Below are 19629 nucleotides of genomic sequence, written 5' to 3'. Positions count from 1 at the left end.
TCAGGGAAGTTCACACATCTCATATCTCACATCTCATATCTCAATACTATTTTGAAGAATCCTTAAAAATTCTTCAGACATGAGAAATTCCTTGTATAATTCGTAAATTGCGGCAATCAAAAATTTCGTGGATTTAAACCCGCAAAGAGGAATTAAAAAAATTGAATAAAAATGGAAGTACAAGCCCCTTATAAACCCATAAATAAAGTAAGAATAGTAACCGCAGCCTCTCTTTTTGACGGGCACGATGCCGCAATAAATATTATGCGCCGCATTATCCAGTCAACCGGGGTGGAGGTAATTCATCTTGGCCATGACCGAAGTGTGGAAGAAGTTGTGAATTGTGCGATTCAGGAAGATGCCAATGCAATAGCTATGACTTCGTACCAGGGAGGGCATAACGAGTATTTTAAATATATGTATGACCTGCTTCAGGAAAAAGGCGCAGGTCATATCAAAATTTTTGGTGGCGGCGGCGGAGTGATACTGCCGGAGGAGATCAAAGAATTGATGGATTATGGGATTACCCGTATCTATGCGCCAGATGATGGCAGAGAAATGGGATTGCAGGGAATGATCAATGATCTTGTGAAAATTGCCGATACGCCAACCCCACCTTTAAAAAATGAAAATGAGGTTGAAAAGCTCCTTAAAAATAAAGATGTAAATACCATAGCAAGACTTATTTCCCTGGCCGAAAACAGGAATGAAGATTTCCAGAGAGTTTTTAAGACTGATAAATCTAACTCCTCTTCTTCAGGGCGGTCGGGAGGGGTTTCCACTCCTGTTTTAGGTATTACAGGTACTGGCGGATCGGGGAAATCTTCATTGGTAGATGAGCTGGTAAGAAGATTTTTGGTTGATTTTCCTGAAAAAACCATCGGAATAATTTCTGTAGATCCTTCAAAAAGAAAAACCGGAGGTGCCCTTTTGGGAGACCGGATTCGAATGAACGCGATCAATGATTCCCGGGTATATATGCGCTCTCTGGCAACCCGCCAGTCTAACCTTGCCTTGTCCAAATATGTTGCTGAAGCCGTGGAAGTTTTAAAAGCCGCAGGTTACGATTTAATTCTTTTGGAAACCTCCGGAATTGGCCAGTCTGATACCGAGATCATAGAACATTCTGATGCTTCCTTATATGTGATGACGCCCGAATTTGGTGCTGCCACGCAATTGGAGAAGATCGATATGCTGGATTTTGCAGATGTGGTCGCGATCAATAAATTTGACAAACGCGGGGCCCTGGATGCCTTGCGGGATGTGAAAAAACAATATCAGCGTAACCATGGATTATGGCATGACGATCCGGAAAGCCTTCCGGTTTATGGAACCATTGCCTCTCAGTTTAACGACCCAGGAATGAATACACTGTACCGGAAACTGATTAATAAAATCGATGAGCGAACAAATTCTGCATTGAATTCCACGTTTCTCACCAATGAAGATACAAGCGAAAAGATCTATATAATTCCACCCAGTCGGGTTCGGTATTTATCTGAAATTTCTGAAAATAACAGGAGTTATGATGAAAAAGCTGTTACCCAGGCTGAAGTTGCCCAAAAGCTATATGGGGTTTATAAAACAATGGAATCTGTTACCAACGTTAAACTGAGCCTTTCGAAGTTTGGCATTGATGATGATTTCATGAATGAGGTGGTTGAAGAGCAAAAACAATTCAGCAAATTGCTGTTAGCTGAATTTGACCGTGTGAAGATGGATCTTGATCCTTACAACTGGGAAGTTATAACCGGATGGAAAGATACCGTCAATAAATATAAAGAGCCTGTTTATACTTTTAAAGTCAGGGATAAGGAGATCAAGGTTGAAACCCATACAGAGTCTTTGTCACATTCACAGATCCCGAAAATAGCCTTGCCAAAATATGAAGCCTGGGGCGATATTTTGCGTTGGTGTTTACAGGAAAATGTTCCGGGGGAATTTCCATATACCGCCGGATTATATCCATTTAAAAGAGCCGGAGAAGATCCAACAAGAATGTTCGCCGGAGAAGGCGGACCGGAACGTACCAACCGAAGGTTTCATTATGTGAGTATGGGACTTCCCGCAAAAAGACTTTCCACGGCTTTTGATTCTGTTACCTTATACGGAAATGATCCCGATCACAGACCCGATATTTACGGAAAAATAGGGAATGCCGGGGTTTCTATTTGCTGCCTGGATGATGCTAAAAAACTGTATTCCGGTTTCGATCTTGCCGATGCTATGACTTCGGTAAGTATGACCATCAATGGTCCGGCCCCGATGCTGCTTGGGTTCTTTATGAATGCAGCCATCGATCAGCAATGTGAAAAGTACATCGCTGAAAACGGGCTGGAGAAGGAAGTTGAAGATAAGATCAAAAAAATATATAAGGACAAAAAGGTTGACCGCCCGGAATACCAGGGAGAACTTCCTGAAGGGAATAATGGGCTAGGCCTTATGCTTTTGGGTGTTACAGGAGATATGGTTTTACCGGCAGATGTTTATGCTTCGATCAAAAAAAATACCCTGAATGTTGTGAGGGGTACTGTTCAGGCAGATATATTAAAAGAAGATCAGGCGCAAAACACCTGTATTTTCTCTACAGAATTTGCCCTGCGTTTGATGGGAGATGTTCAGGAATATTTTATCGAAGAACAGGTAAGGAACTTTTATTCGGTATCGATTTCCGGATATCATATCGCTGAAGCAGGAGCTAATCCTGTAACCCAACTGGCACTTACCCTGGCCAATGGATTCACTTATGTGGAATATTACCTTAGCCGTGGAATGGATATCGATAAATTTGGTCCAAACCTTTCTTTCTTTTTCTCCAACGGAGTAGATCCGGAATACGCAGTGATAGGAAGAGTAGCCAGAAAAATATGGGCAAAAGCATTGAAATATAAATATGGTGCAAATCCAAGGGCTCAAATGTTGAAATATCACATCCAGACCTCCGGACGTTCCCTGCATGCGCAGGAAATAGATTTTAATGATATCAGAACTACCTTGCAGGCGCTATATGCTATTTATGACAACTGTAATTCCCTTCATACAAACGCATACGATGAGGCGATTACAACACCCACAGAAGCTTCTGTGAGAAGAGCGATGGCAATCCAGCTAATAATCAACAAGGAATTAGGACTTACCAAAAACGAAAATCCAATCCAGGGTGCGTTTATCATTGAGGAATTAACCGATCTTGTTGAAGAAGCAGTGTTGCTGGAATTTGACCGGATCACCGAAAGAGGAGGAGTTCTGGGAGCCATGGAAACCATGTATCAGCGAAGTAAAATTCAGGAAGAAAGCCTTTATTATGAAACCTTAAAGCATAATGGGGAATTCCCAATTATAGGAGTAAATACCTTCCTTAGTTCCACAGGTTCCCCTACGGTAACTCCGGGAGAAGTGATACGAGCTACAGAAGAAGAAAAACAATATCAAATCACCACCTTAAAAAACCTTCATAAAGCTAAGGAGGATAGTGCGGAAACCGCGCTTGAAAAGATCAGAAAAGCGGCTATTGAAAACGAAAATCTTTTTGAGGTTCTTATGGAAGCCACGAAGGTTTGCTCCCTCGGCCAGATCACCAATGCGATGTTTGAGGTCGGCGGGCAGTATAGGAGGAATATGTAAGCAGACTCTTGCCCTCGCGCAGCGAGGGCTTAGAGGTCGCTTATCCCGTGGAACGCAGCGAACACGGGATCTCTTTTAAGAAGGCTCTTTTAATGGAGAGATATCTCTGAGAATAAGGAAAATATTTACAGACTCTTGCCCTCGCGCAGCGAGGGCTTAGAGGTCGCTTATCCCGTGGAGCGCAGCGAACACGGGATCTCTTTTAAGAAGGCTCTTTTAATGGAGGGATATCTCTGAGAATAAGGAAAATATTTACAGACTCTTGTCCTCGCGCAGCGAGGGCTTAGAGGTTGCTTATCCCGTGGAGCTCAGCGAGGAGGGATTATATTAGCCTGATATTACATGCTTATATATTTTGCCCCTTCAGGGCTAATATTTATGTTCGCTTTTTATACGATGGGCTGCACCCATCGTTGTTTTATTTCGCCCCTTTAGGGCTTAACTGCCGTCCGGAAAAAATCAAAATTTCAAAGCCCTGAAGTGGCGTAATACACTAACATCCCGTGAAGCGGGATGAAGGAGCACAACCACGATATCAAAGTCCCGAAGGGGCGAAATATCTCATCATTAATATGTTGAGCAAAAACAATAGCGCGTGCTTTTTTATATGAATTTTGAGAGCGTTAAAATAGGGGGCTTTTTTGAGAGGAATCTCTATTGATACAAGGTATGTTGCGATAATTATCGGGAGGAAAATTCTTTTAAAAACAAGACAATCCCACCTGAATGATTCGGGCAGGCCTGGTATGATTTAATCCTAAAACAGTGTCAAACTTGCTATGAATTAAAACAAGATAATATCCAAAAATATTTTCCGGGGAATAAAATTAAAACTATATCTTCGCGGCTTGTAAAAAATCAGTTTCAATGGAAAATTTATGGTTGTTTGCCATAGGTACATTTACCGCTTTCTTCGCGATTAACAGTCCGCCGGGGAACATACCTATATTTCTAAGCCTCACCAAGGCTGCAGACGCAAAAACCAAGAAAAAAATTTCCAGAAAAGCCACTTTTACCGCTTTTATAATCGTTTCCGGGTTTATTATAATTGGGAAGTATGTTTTCGATCTTTTTGGAATTACCATTCCAGCTTTTAAGATTACCGGAGGGATACTGATATTTTTTGTAGGATTTGAAATGATTCGGGCACAGGAATCCAGTATTGATAATCAATCGGAGATTAACTTTAATGAAGGGATTTCGATTTCACCATTGGCAATCCCAATTCTGGCAGGTCCCGGAACCATAGTTACAGCAATGAACTATACCACAAATGCAGGATATGCAGAGCTTCTTATCATCATAGTGATGTTCGCACTTATTATGTATTTAAACCACCTGGCATTTATTTCCAGTGATTATTTGGTGCGCTATATTGGGAAAAATAAAATCGTGGTAATCGAGAAAATAATGGGACTTATTATTGCAATTATTGGGACTAATATGTTTATTGAAGGTGTGAATCTTGCATTTTTAACCCCAACTTTGATCTCTAATTAACTTTTTTATCCATAGGAAGACTATAGATCCACTCTGCGAAAATTCTATTAAATTGTTGTATTTCTGATTTAAGCAGCGATAAAAATTCCTTTTCTTTTACTCCGTTGAATTCCAGTTTTCTGCATTTCAGTAAGATGCCGCTGGCAGATTTCTGTATTTCTCTGGCTCTTTTTAGTCGAAGGGAATGGCTGGAGGTGTTTTGCACAACTGCCAGTTCCGGGACAAGTGCCAGCGCATCGGTTACGAGCTCTCCGGCGAACCTGTGATTGAGTTCTTCTGAAATCTCCATTTCCAAAATATTTCTGTTATCGCTAATACTGCACGCGATCGCCCTGGAAACTCTAAAAATTTCAAGTGCTTTTTTATAAACAGGAAGGTTTGAAAATTCAATAGGTTGCATAATCTTTTTATAAATTCTTTTCTTCAGGGAATGTAAATTTACACTGAATTCAGCAAAGTAATCTTTCATTTTTAAGGTCGAATCATAGATTTACTTTAAATTTATACATTATAATTTACTTAAAGATTAAATATGCCTTTAGATCGATTAAACTGGTTAATATTGGAATCCCTTCAGAAGAATGCCCGGCAATCATTTTCAGAAATAGGTCGTAACGTAGGACTTACCTCCCCTGCTGTTGCCGACAGGGTGAAGAAGATGGAAGACAGTGGAGTTATTAAAGGCTATAAAGCGGAGGTTTCCTACCATAAAACCGGCCATCAGCTTAAAGCTGTGATCACGCTTAGGGCATTTATGGGAAGATTAAAACCTTTTCTGGAAAAAGTAAAGGAGTTTAAGGAAGTGATCAACTGTTACCGGATCACGGGAAATGAAAATATTATCATGGAGGTGGTGCTTTATGATCAATCCCATCTGGAGGAATTTATCGATAAACTAATCACCTACGGGGAAACCAAAACCCACATAATCCTCTCCAGTGTAGTGGAGCACGGTCCTATAAAAAGAAGGGGGTAAGATGTGAGATTTGAGTATTGAGAAAACATTTAGCATGGACATCTTTTCAACCTTGAACCTTGAACTTTTTAACTTTGAACTTTCCAACTTAAATGAAAGATTAGCTCCCAATCTGATCATCGTCACTTTTTTTTATTGGTTGTGTGCTTATCTTTGCCCGGAATAAAAATTCGATGAGCGAAATTTCAAGCTGTTTTCATTGCGGAGATCCCTGTGAAGCTGAAACAATTGTTTTTGATGAAAAAAACTTTTGTTGCAACGGCTGTAAAGTCGTCTATGAAATTTTTTCTGAAAATGATCTTACCGGATACTACGATCTTCAACATGCACCCGGAGCCAGTCCTAATGAAACAGAGGGGAAATACGATTTTCTTGACAACACTTCTATCGCTGAAAAACTTTTGGAATTCAATGATGAGGGTACCCAAATAATCACGCTTTACATTCCTCATATTCATTGCAGTTCCTGCATCTGGATTTTAGAGAACCTGAATAAACTCAACAAAAACATTAAAGCCTCACAGGTTGATTTTCCGAAGAAAACCGTGCGTGTTACTTTTAATTCTGAAAGAATCTCTTTAAAGGAACTGGCGGTTTTGCTGGGCAGAATAGGCTATGCACCTTATATAAGCCTGGATGATTATGAAACCGAAAAGAAACACAAAGATCGCTCGATAATTTACAAACTGGGTATTGCTGGCTTTGCATTTGGCAATGTGATGTTCCTTTCTTTTCCTGAATATTTCGATGTTGGGGAATTCTGGCTGGAACAGTATAAAAGCACTTTTAGGTGGCTGATGTTTGCTTTTTCACTTCCGGTTTTTTTCTATTCGGCCTCGGGATATTTTATCTCAGCATACAAAGGGCTAAGAGCAAAAGTGCTGAATATTGATGTTCCGCTGGCTTTGGGAATCCTTGTTTTATTTGTGCGCAGTACCATCGAAATAAGTTTTGATCTTGGAAGCGGTTTTTTTGACAGTTTAACCGGACTGGTATTTTTCCTGTTGCTTGGGAAATTCTTTCAGCAAAAAACATACAGCTTTCTTTCATTTGAACGGGATTATAAATCCTATTTTCCCATTGCTGTTACCAGGATAAATTCGAACGGTTCAGAAGAAAATGTTCAGGTAAACAAGATAGCAAAAGGGGACAGGGTTTTAATACGCAACGATGAATTGATTCCTGTGGATGCTATTTTAATGAAAGGAAAAGCGCTTATAGATTACAGTTTTGTAACCGGGGAAATCGAGCCTGTTGAAAAAGAATTGGGAAATAAGATCTATGCCGGCGGGAAACAGGTTTCCGGAAGCATAGAAATTGAAACCCTAAAACCCGTTTCCCAAAGTTATCTTACACAGCTTTGGAGCAACCAGGTTTTTGATTCTGAAAAAGAGAATTCCTTTAGCTCGCTTACCAATACCATCAGTAAATATTTCACCATAACTATCCTTATTATCGCTTTTGTTTCAACCTCTTATTGGCTTATGGTGGAGCCAAGCCTGGCGATGAATGTTTTTACCGCAATCCTTATTATAGCATGCCCCTGTGCCCTGGCGATGAGCGCTCCATTTGCGTTGGGGAATATGCTCAGGATCTTTGGAAAACTTAAGTTTTATCTTAAAAATGCCCCGGCCATAGAACGCCTGGCAAAAATAGAAACCGTGATTTTCGATAAAACCGGCACTATCACAACCAATACCAAGAATTTAATAACCTATACAGGAACTTCTTTAAGTATTCCTGAAGAATCGATGCTGAAATCGGCATTGCGATCTTCCGGACATCCGTTGAGCCGATCCTTATACAAACATTTAAATGGCCGGGAACTGGTAAAAGTGCGGGAATTTGAGGAGATCACAGGTCAGGGAATGCAGGCGAATTTTGAAGCTAATCATATAAAAATAGGAAGTGCATCTTTTGTAAGTGCAGGAGAAATGCATAACGGTTTGCAAACGGCTGTGCACGTTAAACTGAACGAAGAATATAAAGGCAGCTTTTTATTTCAGAATGAATACCGGCCCGGACTTTCGGCATTGTTTAAAAATTTTGCTTCGGAATATGACCTGGTGATACTTTCCGGAGATAATAACGGCGAAGCTGCTGTGTTGAAGGAGATACTTCCTTCAAAAACCAAATTTTTCTTCAACCAAAAACCTGAAGAGAAATTGAATTACATCCGAAGCCAACAGGATTTAGGGCATAAAGTTATGATGGTGGGTGATGGATTGAATGATGCCGGAGCTTTAAGGCAAAGCGATGTGGGTATAGCGATCTCAGAAAATGTAAATGTGTTTTCTCCTGCCTGTGATGCCATTCTGGATGCCTCAAAATTTAAGGAATTGTATTCCTATATCCGGGCGGCAAAGGGAACCCGCGACATCATAAAAATGAGTATTGGGCTTTCATTTTTGTATAATATCGTTGGCTTGTATTTCGCAATTACCGGACAGTTATTGCCTGTAGTTGCGGCAATTCTTATGCCTTTGAGCTCTATAAGCGTGGTGGTATTTACCACCTTAATGACAAATATTTTGTCACGGAAATTAAAATAACCATTGTCCCAAATATGATGAAGGTCATTTTTTGAAAACACTTGCTAATTTACTTTTGACCGATAAACCAGACTATTATGAGTGTAATTTATATACTGCTGATTATAAGTATTGTAGTGGCAGTTTTATTCTTCATCCTTTTTATTCTTTCTGTTAGGAGCGGACAGTTTGATGATACCTATACGCCATCTGTAAGGATGCTGTTTGAAGATGAAATGGTGAAAGAAGACCCCTCTGTAAAAAAATCAACCACTAAAAATAAAGAAGATTAAGTATGGAAATTGAGCAGTTTTATTACGATAATAAGATCGTAAAGAAGTTTACGTACGCCACCATTTTCTGGGGTATTGTTGGGATGTCGGTAGGCCTGCTGCTTGCCTTTTTGTTTTTGTTTCCAAATCTAACCGATGGTGTTTCCTGGTTGAGTTTTGGTAGATTAAGGCCTTTGCATACCAATGCAGTGATTTTTGCTTTTGTAGGAAATGCGATTTTTGCCGGGATCTATTACTCCCTGCAACGATTGCTGAAAGCCAGGATGTTTTCAGATGCATTGAGCAATATCAATTTCTGGGGCTGGCAGTTGATTATTGTGGCTGCAGCAATAAGCCTTCCGCTGGGATACACATCTTCTAAGGAATATGCAGAGCTTGAATGGCCAATCGATATTGCAATTGCCTTGGTCTGGATCGCATTCGGTGTAAATATGATAGGTACCATTATAAAAAGAAGGCAACGGCATCTTTATGTGGCCATCTGGTTTTACCTTGCAACTTTTGTTACGGTTGCGGTACTTCATATATTCAACAGTTTAGCGCTTCCGGTTGGTTTTCTAAAGAGTTATTCGGTTTATGCCGGAGTCCAGGATGCCTTGGTGCAATGGTGGTACGGCCATAATGCAGTTGCATTCTTCCTTACCACTCCTTTTTTAGGATTGATGTATTATTTCATTCCTAAAATGGCTAACAGGCCGGTTTATTCCTATAAACTATCTATTATTCACTTTTGGTCCCTCATTTTCATCTATATATGGGCCGGACCACATCACTTATTATATTCCTCATTACCGGATTGGGCCCAAAACCTTGGGGTAGCTTTTTCAATTATGTTATTATTTCCATCCTGGGGTGGAATGATCAACGGACTATTGACCTTGCGTGGCGCCTGGGATAAAGTGCGTACAGATCCCACCTTGAAATTTATGGTGGTGGCCCTAACCGGCTATGGAATGGCAACTTTTGAAGGCCCTATGTTATCGCTTAAAAACGTGAATGCAATTGGTCACTTTACCGACTGGATTATTGCGCACGTTCACGTAGGTGCGCTTGCCTGGAATGGATTCCTTGCTTTCGGTATGATTTACTGGATGCTTCCAAGATTATTTAAAACAAAATTATTCTCTATTGGTCTGGCAAATTTCCACTTCTGGATAGGAACCCTGGGAATAATTCTTTATGCGCTGCCAATGTATGTTGCCGGTTTTGTTCAGGCTTCCATGTGGAAACAGTTCAATCCGGATGGAACCCTGGTTTATGGAAACTTTCTGGAAACGGTTTCTGAAATTATCCCTATGTACTGGATGCGGGCAATAGGAGGTTCCCTTTATATTGTTGGTGCATTTGTGATGTTGTATAACCTTATTCAAACCATACGATCCGGAAGCGCAGTTACCGATGAACTTGCTGAATCTGCTCCGCTTGAAAAAGTGCCAAAAAGAAGACTTGCGGGAGAAGCATTCCATAACTGGTTGGAGCGAAGACCGGTTCAGCTTACCCTGCTTGCAACTGTTGCAATTTTAATTGGGGGGATTGTCCAGATAGTGCCAACTATTATGGTGAAATCCAATATCCCAACCATTTCCAGTGTAATGCCTTATACTCCTCTGGAACTGGAAGGTCGTGATATTTATATACGGGAGGGTTGTGTTGGCTGTCATTCACAAATGATCCGTCCTTTTAGGAGTGAGGTAGAACGTTACGGGGAATATTCAAAAGCCGGGGAATATGTTTATGATCATCCGTTCCTATGGGGAAGTAAACGCACCGGACCCGATTTAATGCGGATTGGCGGTAAATATTCCGACAGCTGGCACCTTAACCACTTTTATGATCCCCAAAGTACTTCATCAGGATCCATCATGCCTAACTATAAATGGATAATTCAGGATGAATTGGATAAATCGGATACCGAAACAAAAATGGAAGTAATGGTTCAATTAGGGGTTCCTTATTCTCCTGAGGATATCAAGAATGCACAAGCCTGGATGCTGGAACAAGGAATTGCAATAGAGGAAAACCTTTACAGCGATCCCGATTTCGCCAAATCCTATGATGCTGATAAAGCCTATGCCAGGGAGAACGGAAACGACTTTGTTGAGATGAGAAACCGGGAAGTTATAGCGCTTATCGCTTACATTCAAAGACTTGGAACCGATATTAAAATCACCACTAACGAACAATAAAAACAGTCTGTTATGCTAAAATTTGTAAAAGGCCATATGGAGAGTATTGAAGGAATAGAGATCTATCCTATTATTTCACTTCTTATATTTTTCATTTTCTTCGTGGTTTTATTTTTATGGGTATTCACAGCCAAAAAGGACTACATAGAAAATGTAAGTCAAATTCCATTAGATAACTCAAACGATTCTGAATTATGAAATTATTGATATCTGTCTTAAGAGTAACTGCGCTGGTGGTTATAGCGTTCCTGCTTATAGAATATTTGCTTCCTGTAGAAGATGGTTTAGCGGTGATGAAATACCCTGTTTTACTGGGTATCCTTGCAGTGGTGCTTATCGCAGCGCTGGCTATTGAGATCGCGATAGCTGCTTTGGGAAATGTTCTTTTTAAATCGCTTAAAGAAGATGCACGGGAAAAGTACCTGCAGGAGGAACTGTTAAAAAAAGAGAAGTTTAGGAACTGGTTTAAAAAGCTTAGATCTAATTTAACAAAAACAAAACCTATAGAAGAGGAGGGTACGATAATCATGGATCACGATTATGATGGGATTAGGGAGCTGGATAACAAGTTGCCGCCCTGGTGGTTATATGGGTTTTATGCAACTATCATCTACGCTTTTGGTTATATGGCCTATTATCACATATTTGACGGTGCTACCCAGGCAGAGGAATATCAGGCTGAAGTTGCCCAGGCAAGAGTTGAAATTGAAGAATACAAGAAAAATGCACCAGATCTAATAGATGCAAGCACCGTCGCCCTTTTAACAGATGAAGCCGATCTAAGCGCCGGAAGCAAAATCTATAATGTGAATTGTGTCGCCTGTCACCGTGCCGATGGGGGTGGAGGAATAGGACCAAATTTAACCGATGATTATTGGATTATTGATGGTGATATTGCAGGGGTTTATACCGTGATTTCTGAAGGAGGAAGGCCCGGAAAAGGTATGATTTCCTGGAAACAGGATCTTAAACCATTGGAAATGGCCCAGGTAGCGAGTTATATTTTGAGTTTGCACGGTTCAAACCCGCCCGATCCAAAAGAGGCTGAAGGGGAATTATTTGTAGTTGGGCAGGAATAGATTTTAAATGATATTTTAAGAAGAGTACATGCAGGCCAACGAGAATTTTAGAGATACAATAGGAACACTGGATGATGAAGGAAAGCGCAAATGGGTATTTCCTAAAAAACCTAGTGGCACGCTTTATAAATACCGAAAATGGGTAAGCTATTTCCTTCTTGTTTTCTTGTTCGCGGCTCCTTTTATAAAGGTAAATGGTAATCAGTTTTTGTTATTTGACGTTCTGGAACGCAAATTTAATATTTTTGGATTTCCGTTCTGGCCTCAGGATTTTTATCTTTTTGTGATCTCCATGATCATTGGTGTGGTATTTATCACCCTTTTTACTGTGGCCTTCGGAAGGATATTCTGCGGTTGGATTTGCCCGCAAACCATCTTTATGGAAATGGTTTTTAGAAGAATAGAATATGCCATTGAAGGAGACAGGGGAAAACAGATAAGACTCGAGAAAATGCCCTGGAACAAAGAGAAGATCACTAAACGCGGTTTAAAGTGGTCTATATTTTTTATTATTTCCTTTCTTATTGCCAATGTTTTTTTAGCCTATTTCATAGGAGGTGATGAACTGCTGAAATTTATTGCAGAAGGCCCGTTCGAAAATGTAAGCACCCTTATTTCTCTTCTGATATTTACCGGAGTATTCTATTTTATTTTTGCCTGGTTCCGGGAACAGGTTTGTATTATTGCCTGTCCTTATGGAAGGCTTCAGGGGGTTTTGCTGGATAATAAATCTATTGTAGTAGCCTACGATCATAAAAGAGGAGAAGCTGAACATGGCAGAAAATTATTCAGAAAAGGAGAAGATCGTAAAGAAAAAGGATACGGAGACTGTATTGATTGTTTTCAATGCGTGAATGTGTGTCCTACAGGAATTGATATAAGGAATGGAACTCAATTGGAGTGCGTTAACTGTACAGCTTGTATCGACGAATGCGATTCCATCATGGAAAAAGTAGACTTGCCCAAGGGCCTCATTCGTTTTGCCAGTGAAGATGAAATCGTCAAAAAAGAAAAGTTCAAATTCACACCCAGGTTAAAGGGCTATGCGGCGGTGCTTTTCATACTTATGGGAGTATTGACAGGGATGCTTTTTCTTCGGAATGATGTTCAGGCCAATGTGTTAAGGCTTCCGGGGCAATTATATGACACCACACAAAATGACCTGATAAGCAATGTATACACCTATAAAATAATAAATAAGACTTCAATAGATATAGACTCAGTGCAATTTAAACTATTATCTCATACAGGGAGCATAGCTCTGGTAGGTCATCAGGATTTATCGATCCCGGCACAAGGTCTTTCTAAGGGAACTTTATTTATAGAGATAAACCCTTCGGCGCTGGAAGGTGAAAAAGAGAGAGTGAAAATTGGGATTTACAGTAATAATGAACTTATTGAAACTACCACCACCACTTTTTTGGGGCCAAGAAGTTATAATTAAAAAAATAAAGATGAAATGAGCATAACGGAAATTCGATGCAAACACCGATGAAAATATGCGAATTACATATGTCTGATGAAAAACAATAAGAATCTACATATGAAATGAGCATAACGGAAATTCGATACAAACACCTATTAAGGTATGCGAATTACTCCCGATAGCTATCGGGAAACCATTAAAAAAAACACATATGAAAATTAATTGGGGAGTTGGAGTTGTTATTGCTTTTGTTGCATTTATCACATTTATTTTAAGTTTTGTGTATTTGATGTTTACAGATGAGAAATACGAATACGATTTGGTTGTTGAAGAATACTATAAACAGGAAGTGGGTTTCCAGGATGAGTTAAATGCTGAAAAAGACGCAAATGCACTTGCTGAAAATGTGGTAATTACCTCAACCAAGGATGGCGTGCTTATTCATTTCCCTGTGGAAGAAGGAACATTAAAAATCGGTGGACTTGTAACGTTCTACAGACCATCAGGCAAAGGCCTGGATTTCACCAGAAAAATTCTTATAAATGACAGGGAGATGTTTATTTCTAAGGAGTTTTTAGTTCAGGGCAGGTGGGATGTTAGTGTACGGTGGGAATACGATGGAAAAAACTATATCACCAAAAAGAAAATCACTTTTTAAAAGTATTTTCCAATTAATACTGTGGGCTTGCCCGGAGGTTTTTGATTCTTAAAACCATTAGATATATGCTTTTTTCAGCTTTAATATTGGGACTTTTAGGTAGCCTGCATTGTATTGGAATGTGTGGTCCCATTGCATTTATGTTGCCGGTGGACAGGAGTAATAACTTTAAAAAAGCCCTTCAAATAAGCAGTTATCATTTTGGCAGGATTTTTACTTATGGGATCATTGGAATGGTATTCGGTTTTATGGGGAAAGGTTTTTCCCTCTTCGGATTACAGCAACAACTCTCAATAGCAGTTGGCGTTCTTATGATTCTATTAATCCTGCTTCCCACAAAGACTTTTCAGAAATACAATTTATCCAAATATTTTTATTCAGCTGTAGGGAAGGTGAAAAGTGCACTCGGAAAATCGCTGAAAAAGAAATCGGCCGATACTTTTTTTACCATTGGGTTTCTCAATGGATTTTTACCCTGCGGACTTATATATATAGCTGTTTTTGCTGCCGTGGCATCTGGAGGAATTTTGGAGAGCAGTTTGTATATGATGGTTTTTGGATTAGGGACTGTTCCTTTAATGACCACAAGTATTTACTTTATGTCCTTCATAAAAGATAAAGCCCGCCAAAAAGTTAGAAAGCTAATTCCTGTTTTTGTGGTGATTACAGGGCTTTTGTTTATTGTCCGCGGGCTTGGTCTCGGGATTCCGTATATTTCACCAAAACCAGCTGTGGAACTGGTTTCTTCCAATATAGAATGTCATTAAGAATCAAGATTGTTCCGTTTTTGGCGTAACTGTAAGAATCAAGACCAAGACTTAATTTTAATTAACTGAAACATTTAGTTATAATTCCTATTTTTTTAGAACACCTTAATCTCTCATTGAGGCTTGCCCCAAATTTTTAAAAGTATTTTCTAATTCTTACCTCGTGGGCCTACGCCGGGTTTTTTTAATTATCAGGATAATTAAAAGATTTATAAAAGCAAGATCTGTATCTAAAAATCATATTGGAATGCCCAATGAAGATGTGGTTATAGCTTTAATAAAAATGTTTACCGGACAACAATGATGCTAAAAAAGGATAAAAACCCCTGAATTATCACTTAATCCCACTTACAAGATACATCATAGAACCACCACCTGCGTGGTACTGTTCCCTTTGTAATGCACCCATTACATGTTCGTCCCTTCGGGCATATTTTCCCTGATACTCAAAGTAAAAAGGCATATATTTTTCTCCTGCTGCGCTGAAGTAATCAATGTCTTTACGATTTCCCGAAGTCCAGGAGCTGCCTTTCATCCATTGTTCTATAGTCGCCATTTGTTCCTCATTATCGTAAGGAGGGTACATCGCTATCGCTTTGTCTGAGAGTCGTACTTCGATACTTTTAAAGTCCTCCATAGCGAACATTCCGGGTAAAAGATCTCCAATGGAATTATCTCCCTGACCTAAATTTCGCTTCCCTTTTTCAATAATAAGCCGGTATTTTATATGATCCAGCGTCTCCTCGATGGAATCATTTTTGGTGAGTGAAGTTTTGGTGAGGCTTTGAACTATATTGTTGGGTTCCACACAAAGCAGTGTGCCTCCGGGTTTCAGGACCCGTTTCATTTCTTCCAGGGCTTTCTGGGGATCGGAAACGTGGATCAATACTGTTTGGCAAGTCACAAAATCGAAGCTGTTATCCTGAAAAGGGAGGTCCTGTGCATCTGCTTTTTTTAAGCTGAATGGCATTCCCACATTCCTGAAATAATTTTCGAGTTCCGGGTTTTCAGAATACCACCGCGGATCGCTGTCTACCGCGGTGATTTCTGAATTTTTATTTAAATATGGAGCAAGAATGCGGGTCCAGTGTCCCTGGCCACAACCTACATCCAGCATCGAGGTATATTTTTGAAGCTCGAGCCGCTTAGCCGTGAGATCCAGGAAGGCTTTATTCCACCAGAAATCACGGTAATCGCCAAAATAATTTACAGAATGTCCCTTATTTGTTTCCTGATCGCCCAAAATTACTACGGTTTGATGTTTTTCCGGTATTTGATCTTGAGGTGTTGGATTTTTTAGAAGGGTTTCTGGCCGGTCTTCTGCCCTGAGGTTTTTTCTCCGGAATTTCAAAATATTGCATAGGATATTCATGTCCATCAACAACAGGTATTTTTTGATCCATCAGTTTCTGAATGTCCTTTATATATGCTTTTTCCTCGAAATCACTGAAGGAGATGGCTTTTCCGCTGGCTCCTGCACGACCTGTACGTCCAATCCGGTGAATATAGGTTTCAGCAATGTTGGGAACCTCAAAATTGATAACCAATGCAAGATCGTCGATATCTATTCCACGGGCGGCAATATCAGTTGCAACCAGGACACGGGTGGTTTTATCTTTAAAATTCTTTAAGGCCTTTTGTCGGGCATTCTGGGTTTTGTTTCCGTGAATAGCTTCCGATTTAATTCCGGCGCTAATAAGGTCTTTCACCACTTTATTCGCTCCGTGTTTGGTCCTTGTAAATACCAAAACTCTGTCGGCATCGGAATCTTTCAGCAAGTCGATCAATAATTTCTTTTTATTGGTCTTGTCTATAAGATATAATTCCTGCTGAATCAATTCTGCCGTAGATGCCACCGGAGTAACTTCTACTTTTAAAGGATTGGTAAGTATGCTGTTGGCCAAATCCATAATCGCATCCGGCATGGTTGCCGAGAAAAATAAGGTTTGTCTTTTTACCGGGATCTTTTTGATCACTTTTTTAACATCGTGCACAAATCCCATATCCAGCATCCTGTCGGCCTCATCTAAAGTGAAAATTTCCAATTGGGACAGGGAGATATAGCCTTGATCCATAAGGTCCAAAAGTCTTCCCGGAGTTGCAACCAAAATATCCACACCGTTTTTTAATGCCTGGACCTGTGAATGTTGAGAAACTCCGCCAAAAATCACCAGGTGCTTGAGCTGGCTAAAATGGCCGTAATCTGAAAGGCTTTCACCTATTTGAATAGCCAGTTCCCGGGTAGGAGTAAGGATCAAACTCTTAATGTTTACCTTTCTTCCGTTTTTGCTTAAATTACTTCTATTCAATAATTGAATGGTGGGAATGGAGAAAGCTGCTGTTTTTCCTGTTCCTGTTTGTGCGCAACCTAAAATATCCCGGCCGCTTAATATGGCGGGAATAGATCGTTGTTGTATGGGGGTAGGGCTTGTATATCCTACTTTTTGAACCGCTTTTTGCAATGGTTCAGTTAATTCTAAATCGTTAAATGTCATGTATTAAATGTAAATGCTGCGCCGTTTTGAATATTTCACGGGCAGGCTAAGTGTAAAATTGTTGCCTTGTTGGAGAAGATGGCAACCGGCTGCAAAGATAGTGCTTTATTATTTAACCTTAAATACGGGTTTATTCTCCCGGCATTTCATTTAAATTTTGTTGTTTTTTCTTTAAAGTACCCCCTGAAATTACTGGGGGTAATCGATTATTTATTTTTAAAAAATAAAATTTTAGTTAAATTTTAATCAATTGTAATTTGTTTAGTAATTGTACGACTAGTATGTAACTATCTTTGACAAAAAATAAAATTACGATGAAAAAATATATGTTAGTTTTCCTAATAATGACAGTGGTGACGGGAATATTAGGCTTTGCAGGAATGACTTATTATGGGATTACAGCAGTAAGAGTGCTATTCCTGATATTTGCAGATTTACTTATAGTCTCCCTAATCTCTAAATTCTTTTTCCCTGGTCTGGATAAAATGAGGTTGATAAAAGTTAAAAAATAGCCCAACATCTATATTTATTGAAACGATCAAGACCTCTATCTATATAGGGGTCTTTTTTATTTAAGGCTAATAACCTAACTTTATATGGTTATTTAAACTTTTAAAAATGCTGAGATATATTTCTTTTTTACTGCTATTTTTCACCTTGAATGGTGCTGCTCAGGAACTCACTTTAAAAAAAGGAATAGTGGTAGACAGCCTGAAAGTGAACGATAGTATTTCTGAAACTTTTTCTCTCTTTCTGCCAAAATCTTATTCCAACGATACTATCTGGCCGGTTGTATTTGTTTTTGAGCCGCAGGGTAGAGGAAAGTCTGCAGCACAACTTTTCAGCCATGGTGCCGAAGAGCAGGGATATATAATAATAGCATCCAATAATATTGTAGCGAAGGATTCCCTTCTGAAAAATCTGGAAGTGGCTAATAGAATGATGATTACTGCATTCAATTTTTTTCCTTTAGATCAAAATAGAATTTATACCGCTGGTTATGCTGAAGGTGCTGAAGTCGCAAGCGCGATCCCGGCAGTTGTATCAAATGTTCAGGGCGTAATGGCAGCAGGGGGGTCCTGGTTGAATCGCGATTTGTTAAAAAAAGTTAACCGGTTTTCCTTTATTGGGATTTCCGGATATAATGATTTTCGTATTTATAATTTAGAAGAAGCAGTTGAATTTTTCAGAAGAAATAATCATCCTGCTTCCTTATATACATTTAACGGATTTCACGAATGGCCCGGTACTCAATTGATATCAAGAGCCCTGGGGAGTTTCACGCTTCAGGCAATAGAAAGGGGATTTAAACCGGGAAATCCTGAGTTGGTGGAATCATTATACCAGGCTGAACTTGAAGAAGCCGAACGCTTACGTAGAACTATGCAGTTTTATAAGTCGTACGAGATGCTGGAGTTTATGGAAGATAAATATGCACTTTATAACAAAAAGGATGAGTTAAAAAGTTTGCAAAAGGAACTTCGCAGGAATACCCTTTACCGCCAGCAAAAAAAGGAATATAATAATGCTTTGGTTTTAGAGAATTGGAAAAAAGAAGAATATTCCTATTATTTTGAAGAAGATGTAGCTTTAGCAAATTTCGAAAACATTCCCTGGTGGAGTCAGCAACTGGTTGAATTAAAAAAATACCAGGATGGTAAAAATATGGCCGAAGCTGAAATGGCTTACCGCCTGCAGGGTTTTCTTGCATCCCTTACCAGTAGTTATTATGCTTCCTTATCACAGGCTGGAGCATCCATAGATCCATTGATCTTTACCGCTGTTTTACAAACTATTTTTGATAAACAAAATCCCGAAGGATATAAAAATATCATATCATTAAGTGCCCGGGATGGGGATTATGAAATGGCGATGCTATACCTTGAAGATTTGTTGAAAACCGGGTATAAGGAAATGGAAGCATTATATGATATTCCCGGAACCTTAGATCTTAAGTTAAGCCCCGAATATAATTCCCTTATTAAAAAATATCTTGGGGAATCTAAATTCTATGATCTTTAAGCGTAGGTGCTTAAGGCCTTTTCCTTCTTTTTATATAGGTTTGAAATATTCTATGGATCTTATAAAAATCAG

16 protein-coding genes are annotated in these 19629 nt (G+C 39.4%); 13 read left to right on the top strand and 3 right to left on the bottom strand.

What is annotated here, in order from left to right; translation table 11 throughout:
• Positions 1-171 precede the first annotated feature (171 nt).
• Both ACKGJN_RS09390 and ACKGJN_RS09385 read left to right on the top strand, forming a co-directional pair.
• Complete coding sequence (locus ACKGJN_RS09390; RefSeq protein WP_409539231.1) at positions 172-3624, top strand: methylmalonyl-CoA mutase family protein; 3453 nt, start codon at positions 172-174, stop codon at positions 3622-3624.
• Between the two features lie 867 nt (positions 3625-4491).
• Entirely contained in the window at positions 4492-5124 is a 633-nt protein-coding gene (locus tag ACKGJN_RS09385; protein WP_409539230.1) for a MarC family protein, read from the top strand.
• On the opposite strand, the gene ACKGJN_RS09380 is transcribed toward ACKGJN_RS09385, so the two are convergent.
• A complete protein-coding gene (locus ACKGJN_RS09380; protein WP_409539229.1) occupies positions 5117-5593 on the bottom strand; it encodes a hypothetical protein in 477 nt (158 codons plus the stop codon). The genes ACKGJN_RS09385 and ACKGJN_RS09380 overlap by 8 nt on opposite strands.
• Positions 5594-5656: 63 nt before the next feature.
• On the opposite strand from ACKGJN_RS09380, the gene ACKGJN_RS09375 reads away from it, so the two are divergent.
• The 9 genes from ACKGJN_RS09375 to ACKGJN_RS09335 all read left to right on the top strand — a co-directional run bounded on the left by ACKGJN_RS09375 (position 5657) and on the right by ACKGJN_RS09335 (position 15040).
• Entirely contained in the window at positions 5657-6100 is a 444-nt protein-coding gene (locus ACKGJN_RS09375; protein ID WP_006989895.1) for an Lrp/AsnC family transcriptional regulator, read from the top strand.
• Between the two features lie 173 nt (positions 6101-6273).
• Positions 6274-8652 (top strand): heavy metal translocating P-type ATPase, encoded by a 2379-nt coding sequence (locus ACKGJN_RS09370; protein ID WP_409539228.1) that lies wholly within the window; start codon positions 6274-6276, stop codon positions 8650-8652.
• Between the two features lie 77 nt (positions 8653-8729).
• Positions 8730-8924, top strand: a complete 195-nt coding sequence (gene ccoS, locus ACKGJN_RS09365; RefSeq protein WP_409539227.1) for a cbb3-type cytochrome oxidase assembly protein CcoS — start codon at positions 8730-8732, stop codon at positions 8922-8924.
• 2 nt (positions 8925-8926) lie between these two features.
• Positions 8927-11110, top strand: a complete 2184-nt coding sequence (gene ccoN / locus ACKGJN_RS09360) for a cytochrome-c oxidase, cbb3-type subunit I (RefSeq protein WP_409539226.1) — start codon at positions 8927-8929, stop codon at positions 11108-11110.
• Between the two features lie 12 nt (positions 11111-11122).
• Positions 11123-11308 carry a CcoQ/FixQ family Cbb3-type cytochrome c oxidase assembly chaperone gene (locus tag ACKGJN_RS09355; protein ID WP_409539225.1) on the top strand — a complete coding sequence of 62 codons (186 nt, stop codon included), beginning with the start codon at positions 11123-11125 and terminating at the stop codon, positions 11306-11308.
• Positions 11305-12189, top strand: coding sequence for a cbb3-type cytochrome c oxidase N-terminal domain-containing protein (locus ACKGJN_RS09350; RefSeq protein ID WP_409539224.1), 885 nt, complete (start codon positions 11305-11307; stop codon positions 12187-12189). The genes ACKGJN_RS09355 and ACKGJN_RS09350 overlap by 4 nt, the downstream gene beginning before the upstream one ends.
• 28 nt (positions 12190-12217) lie before the next feature.
• Positions 12218-13633, top strand: a complete 1416-nt coding sequence (gene ccoG, locus ACKGJN_RS09345) for a cytochrome c oxidase accessory protein CcoG (RefSeq protein WP_409539223.1) — start codon at positions 12218-12220, stop codon at positions 13631-13633.
• Positions 13634-13826: 193 nt separating this feature from the next.
• Positions 13827-14273, top strand: coding sequence for a FixH family protein (locus ACKGJN_RS09340; protein ID WP_409539222.1), 447 nt, complete (start codon positions 13827-13829; stop codon positions 14271-14273).
• Between the two features lie 65 nt (positions 14274-14338).
• Positions 14339-15040 (top strand): sulfite exporter TauE/SafE family protein, encoded by a 702-nt coding sequence (locus tag ACKGJN_RS09335; RefSeq protein ID WP_409539221.1) that lies wholly within the window; start codon positions 14339-14341, stop codon positions 15038-15040.
• 334 nt (positions 15041-15374) lie between these two features.
• On the opposite strand, the gene ACKGJN_RS09330 is transcribed toward ACKGJN_RS09335, so the two are convergent.
• Positions 15375-16283, bottom strand: coding sequence for a class I SAM-dependent methyltransferase (locus ACKGJN_RS09330; RefSeq protein ID WP_409539220.1), 909 nt, complete (start codon positions 16281-16283; stop codon positions 15375-15377).
• Positions 16261-17535 carry a DEAD/DEAH box helicase gene (locus ACKGJN_RS09325; protein WP_409539219.1) on the bottom strand — a complete coding sequence of 425 codons (1275 nt, stop codon included), beginning with the start codon at positions 17533-17535 and terminating at the stop codon, positions 16261-16263. The genes ACKGJN_RS09330 and ACKGJN_RS09325 overlap by 23 nt, the downstream gene beginning before the upstream one ends.
• Positions 17536-17849: 314 nt before the next feature.
• Here ACKGJN_RS09325 and ACKGJN_RS09320 point away from each other — a divergent pair, with 314 nt between their 5' ends.
• A complete protein-coding gene (locus tag ACKGJN_RS09320; protein WP_409539218.1) occupies positions 17850-18047 on the top strand; it encodes a DUF1328 domain-containing protein in 198 nt (65 codons plus the stop codon).
• Between the two features lie 106 nt (positions 18048-18153).
• On the top strand, positions 18154-19557 hold the full coding sequence (locus tag ACKGJN_RS09315) for a hypothetical protein (RefSeq protein WP_409539217.1): 1404 nt from the start codon (positions 18154-18156) through the stop codon (positions 19555-19557).
• The last annotated feature ends 72 nt before the right edge of the window (positions 19558-19629 follow it).

Source organism: Gillisia xinjiangensis (genome assembly GCF_046298265.1).
In the GTDB taxonomy this organism is placed as follows: Bacteria; Bacteroidota; Bacteroidia; order Flavobacteriales; family Flavobacteriaceae; genus Gillisia; species Gillisia xinjiangensis.
Note: the sequence above shows the minus strand (reverse complement) of the source record. Positions and strands in the feature narration are given on the sequence as shown.

Excerpts from the sequence above, each read along its gene's own strand:
- ACKGJN_RS09320 (WP_409539218.1), top strand. The coding sequence starts at position 17,850 with ATGAAAAAATATATGTTAGTTTTCCTAATAATGACAGTGGTGACGGGA.
- ACKGJN_RS09350 (WP_409539224.1), top strand. The coding sequence starts at position 11,305 with ATGAAATTATTGATATCTGTCTTAAGAGTAACTGCGCTGGTGGTTATA.
- ACKGJN_RS09325 (WP_409539219.1), bottom strand. The coding sequence starts at position 17,535 with ATGACATTTAACGATTTAGAATTAACTGAACCATTGCAAAAAGCGGTT.
- ACKGJN_RS09380 (WP_409539229.1), bottom strand. The coding sequence starts at position 5,593 with ATGAAAGATTACTTTGCTGAATTCAGTGTAAATTTACATTCCCTGAAG.
- ccoN (WP_409539226.1), top strand. The coding sequence starts at position 8,927 with ATGGAAATTGAGCAGTTTTATTACGATAATAAGATCGTAAAGAAGTTT.
- ccoG (WP_409539223.1), top strand. The coding sequence starts at position 12,218 with ATGCAGGCCAACGAGAATTTTAGAGATACAATAGGAACACTGGATGAT.
- ACKGJN_RS09385 (WP_409539230.1), top strand. The coding sequence starts at position 4,492 with ATGGAAAATTTATGGTTGTTTGCCATAGGTACATTTACCGCTTTCTTC.
- ACKGJN_RS09335 (WP_409539221.1), top strand. The coding sequence starts at position 14,339 with ATGCTTTTTTCAGCTTTAATATTGGGACTTTTAGGTAGCCTGCATTGT.
- ACKGJN_RS09355 (WP_409539225.1), top strand. The coding sequence starts at position 11,123 with ATGCTAAAATTTGTAAAAGGCCATATGGAGAGTATTGAAGGAATAGAG.
- ACKGJN_RS09315 (WP_409539217.1), top strand. The coding sequence starts at position 18,154 with ATGCTGAGATATATTTCTTTTTTACTGCTATTTTTCACCTTGAATGGT.
- ccoS (WP_409539227.1), top strand. The coding sequence starts at position 8,730 with ATGAGTGTAATTTATATACTGCTGATTATAAGTATTGTAGTGGCAGTT.
- ACKGJN_RS09375 (WP_006989895.1), top strand. The coding sequence starts at position 5,657 with ATGCCTTTAGATCGATTAAACTGGTTAATATTGGAATCCCTTCAGAAG.
- ACKGJN_RS09370 (WP_409539228.1), top strand. The coding sequence starts at position 6,274 with ATGAGCGAAATTTCAAGCTGTTTTCATTGCGGAGATCCCTGTGAAGCT.
- ACKGJN_RS09340 (WP_409539222.1), top strand. The coding sequence starts at position 13,827 with ATGAAAATTAATTGGGGAGTTGGAGTTGTTATTGCTTTTGTTGCATTT.
- ACKGJN_RS09390 (WP_409539231.1), top strand. The coding sequence starts at position 172 with ATGGAAGTACAAGCCCCTTATAAACCCATAAATAAAGTAAGAATAGTA.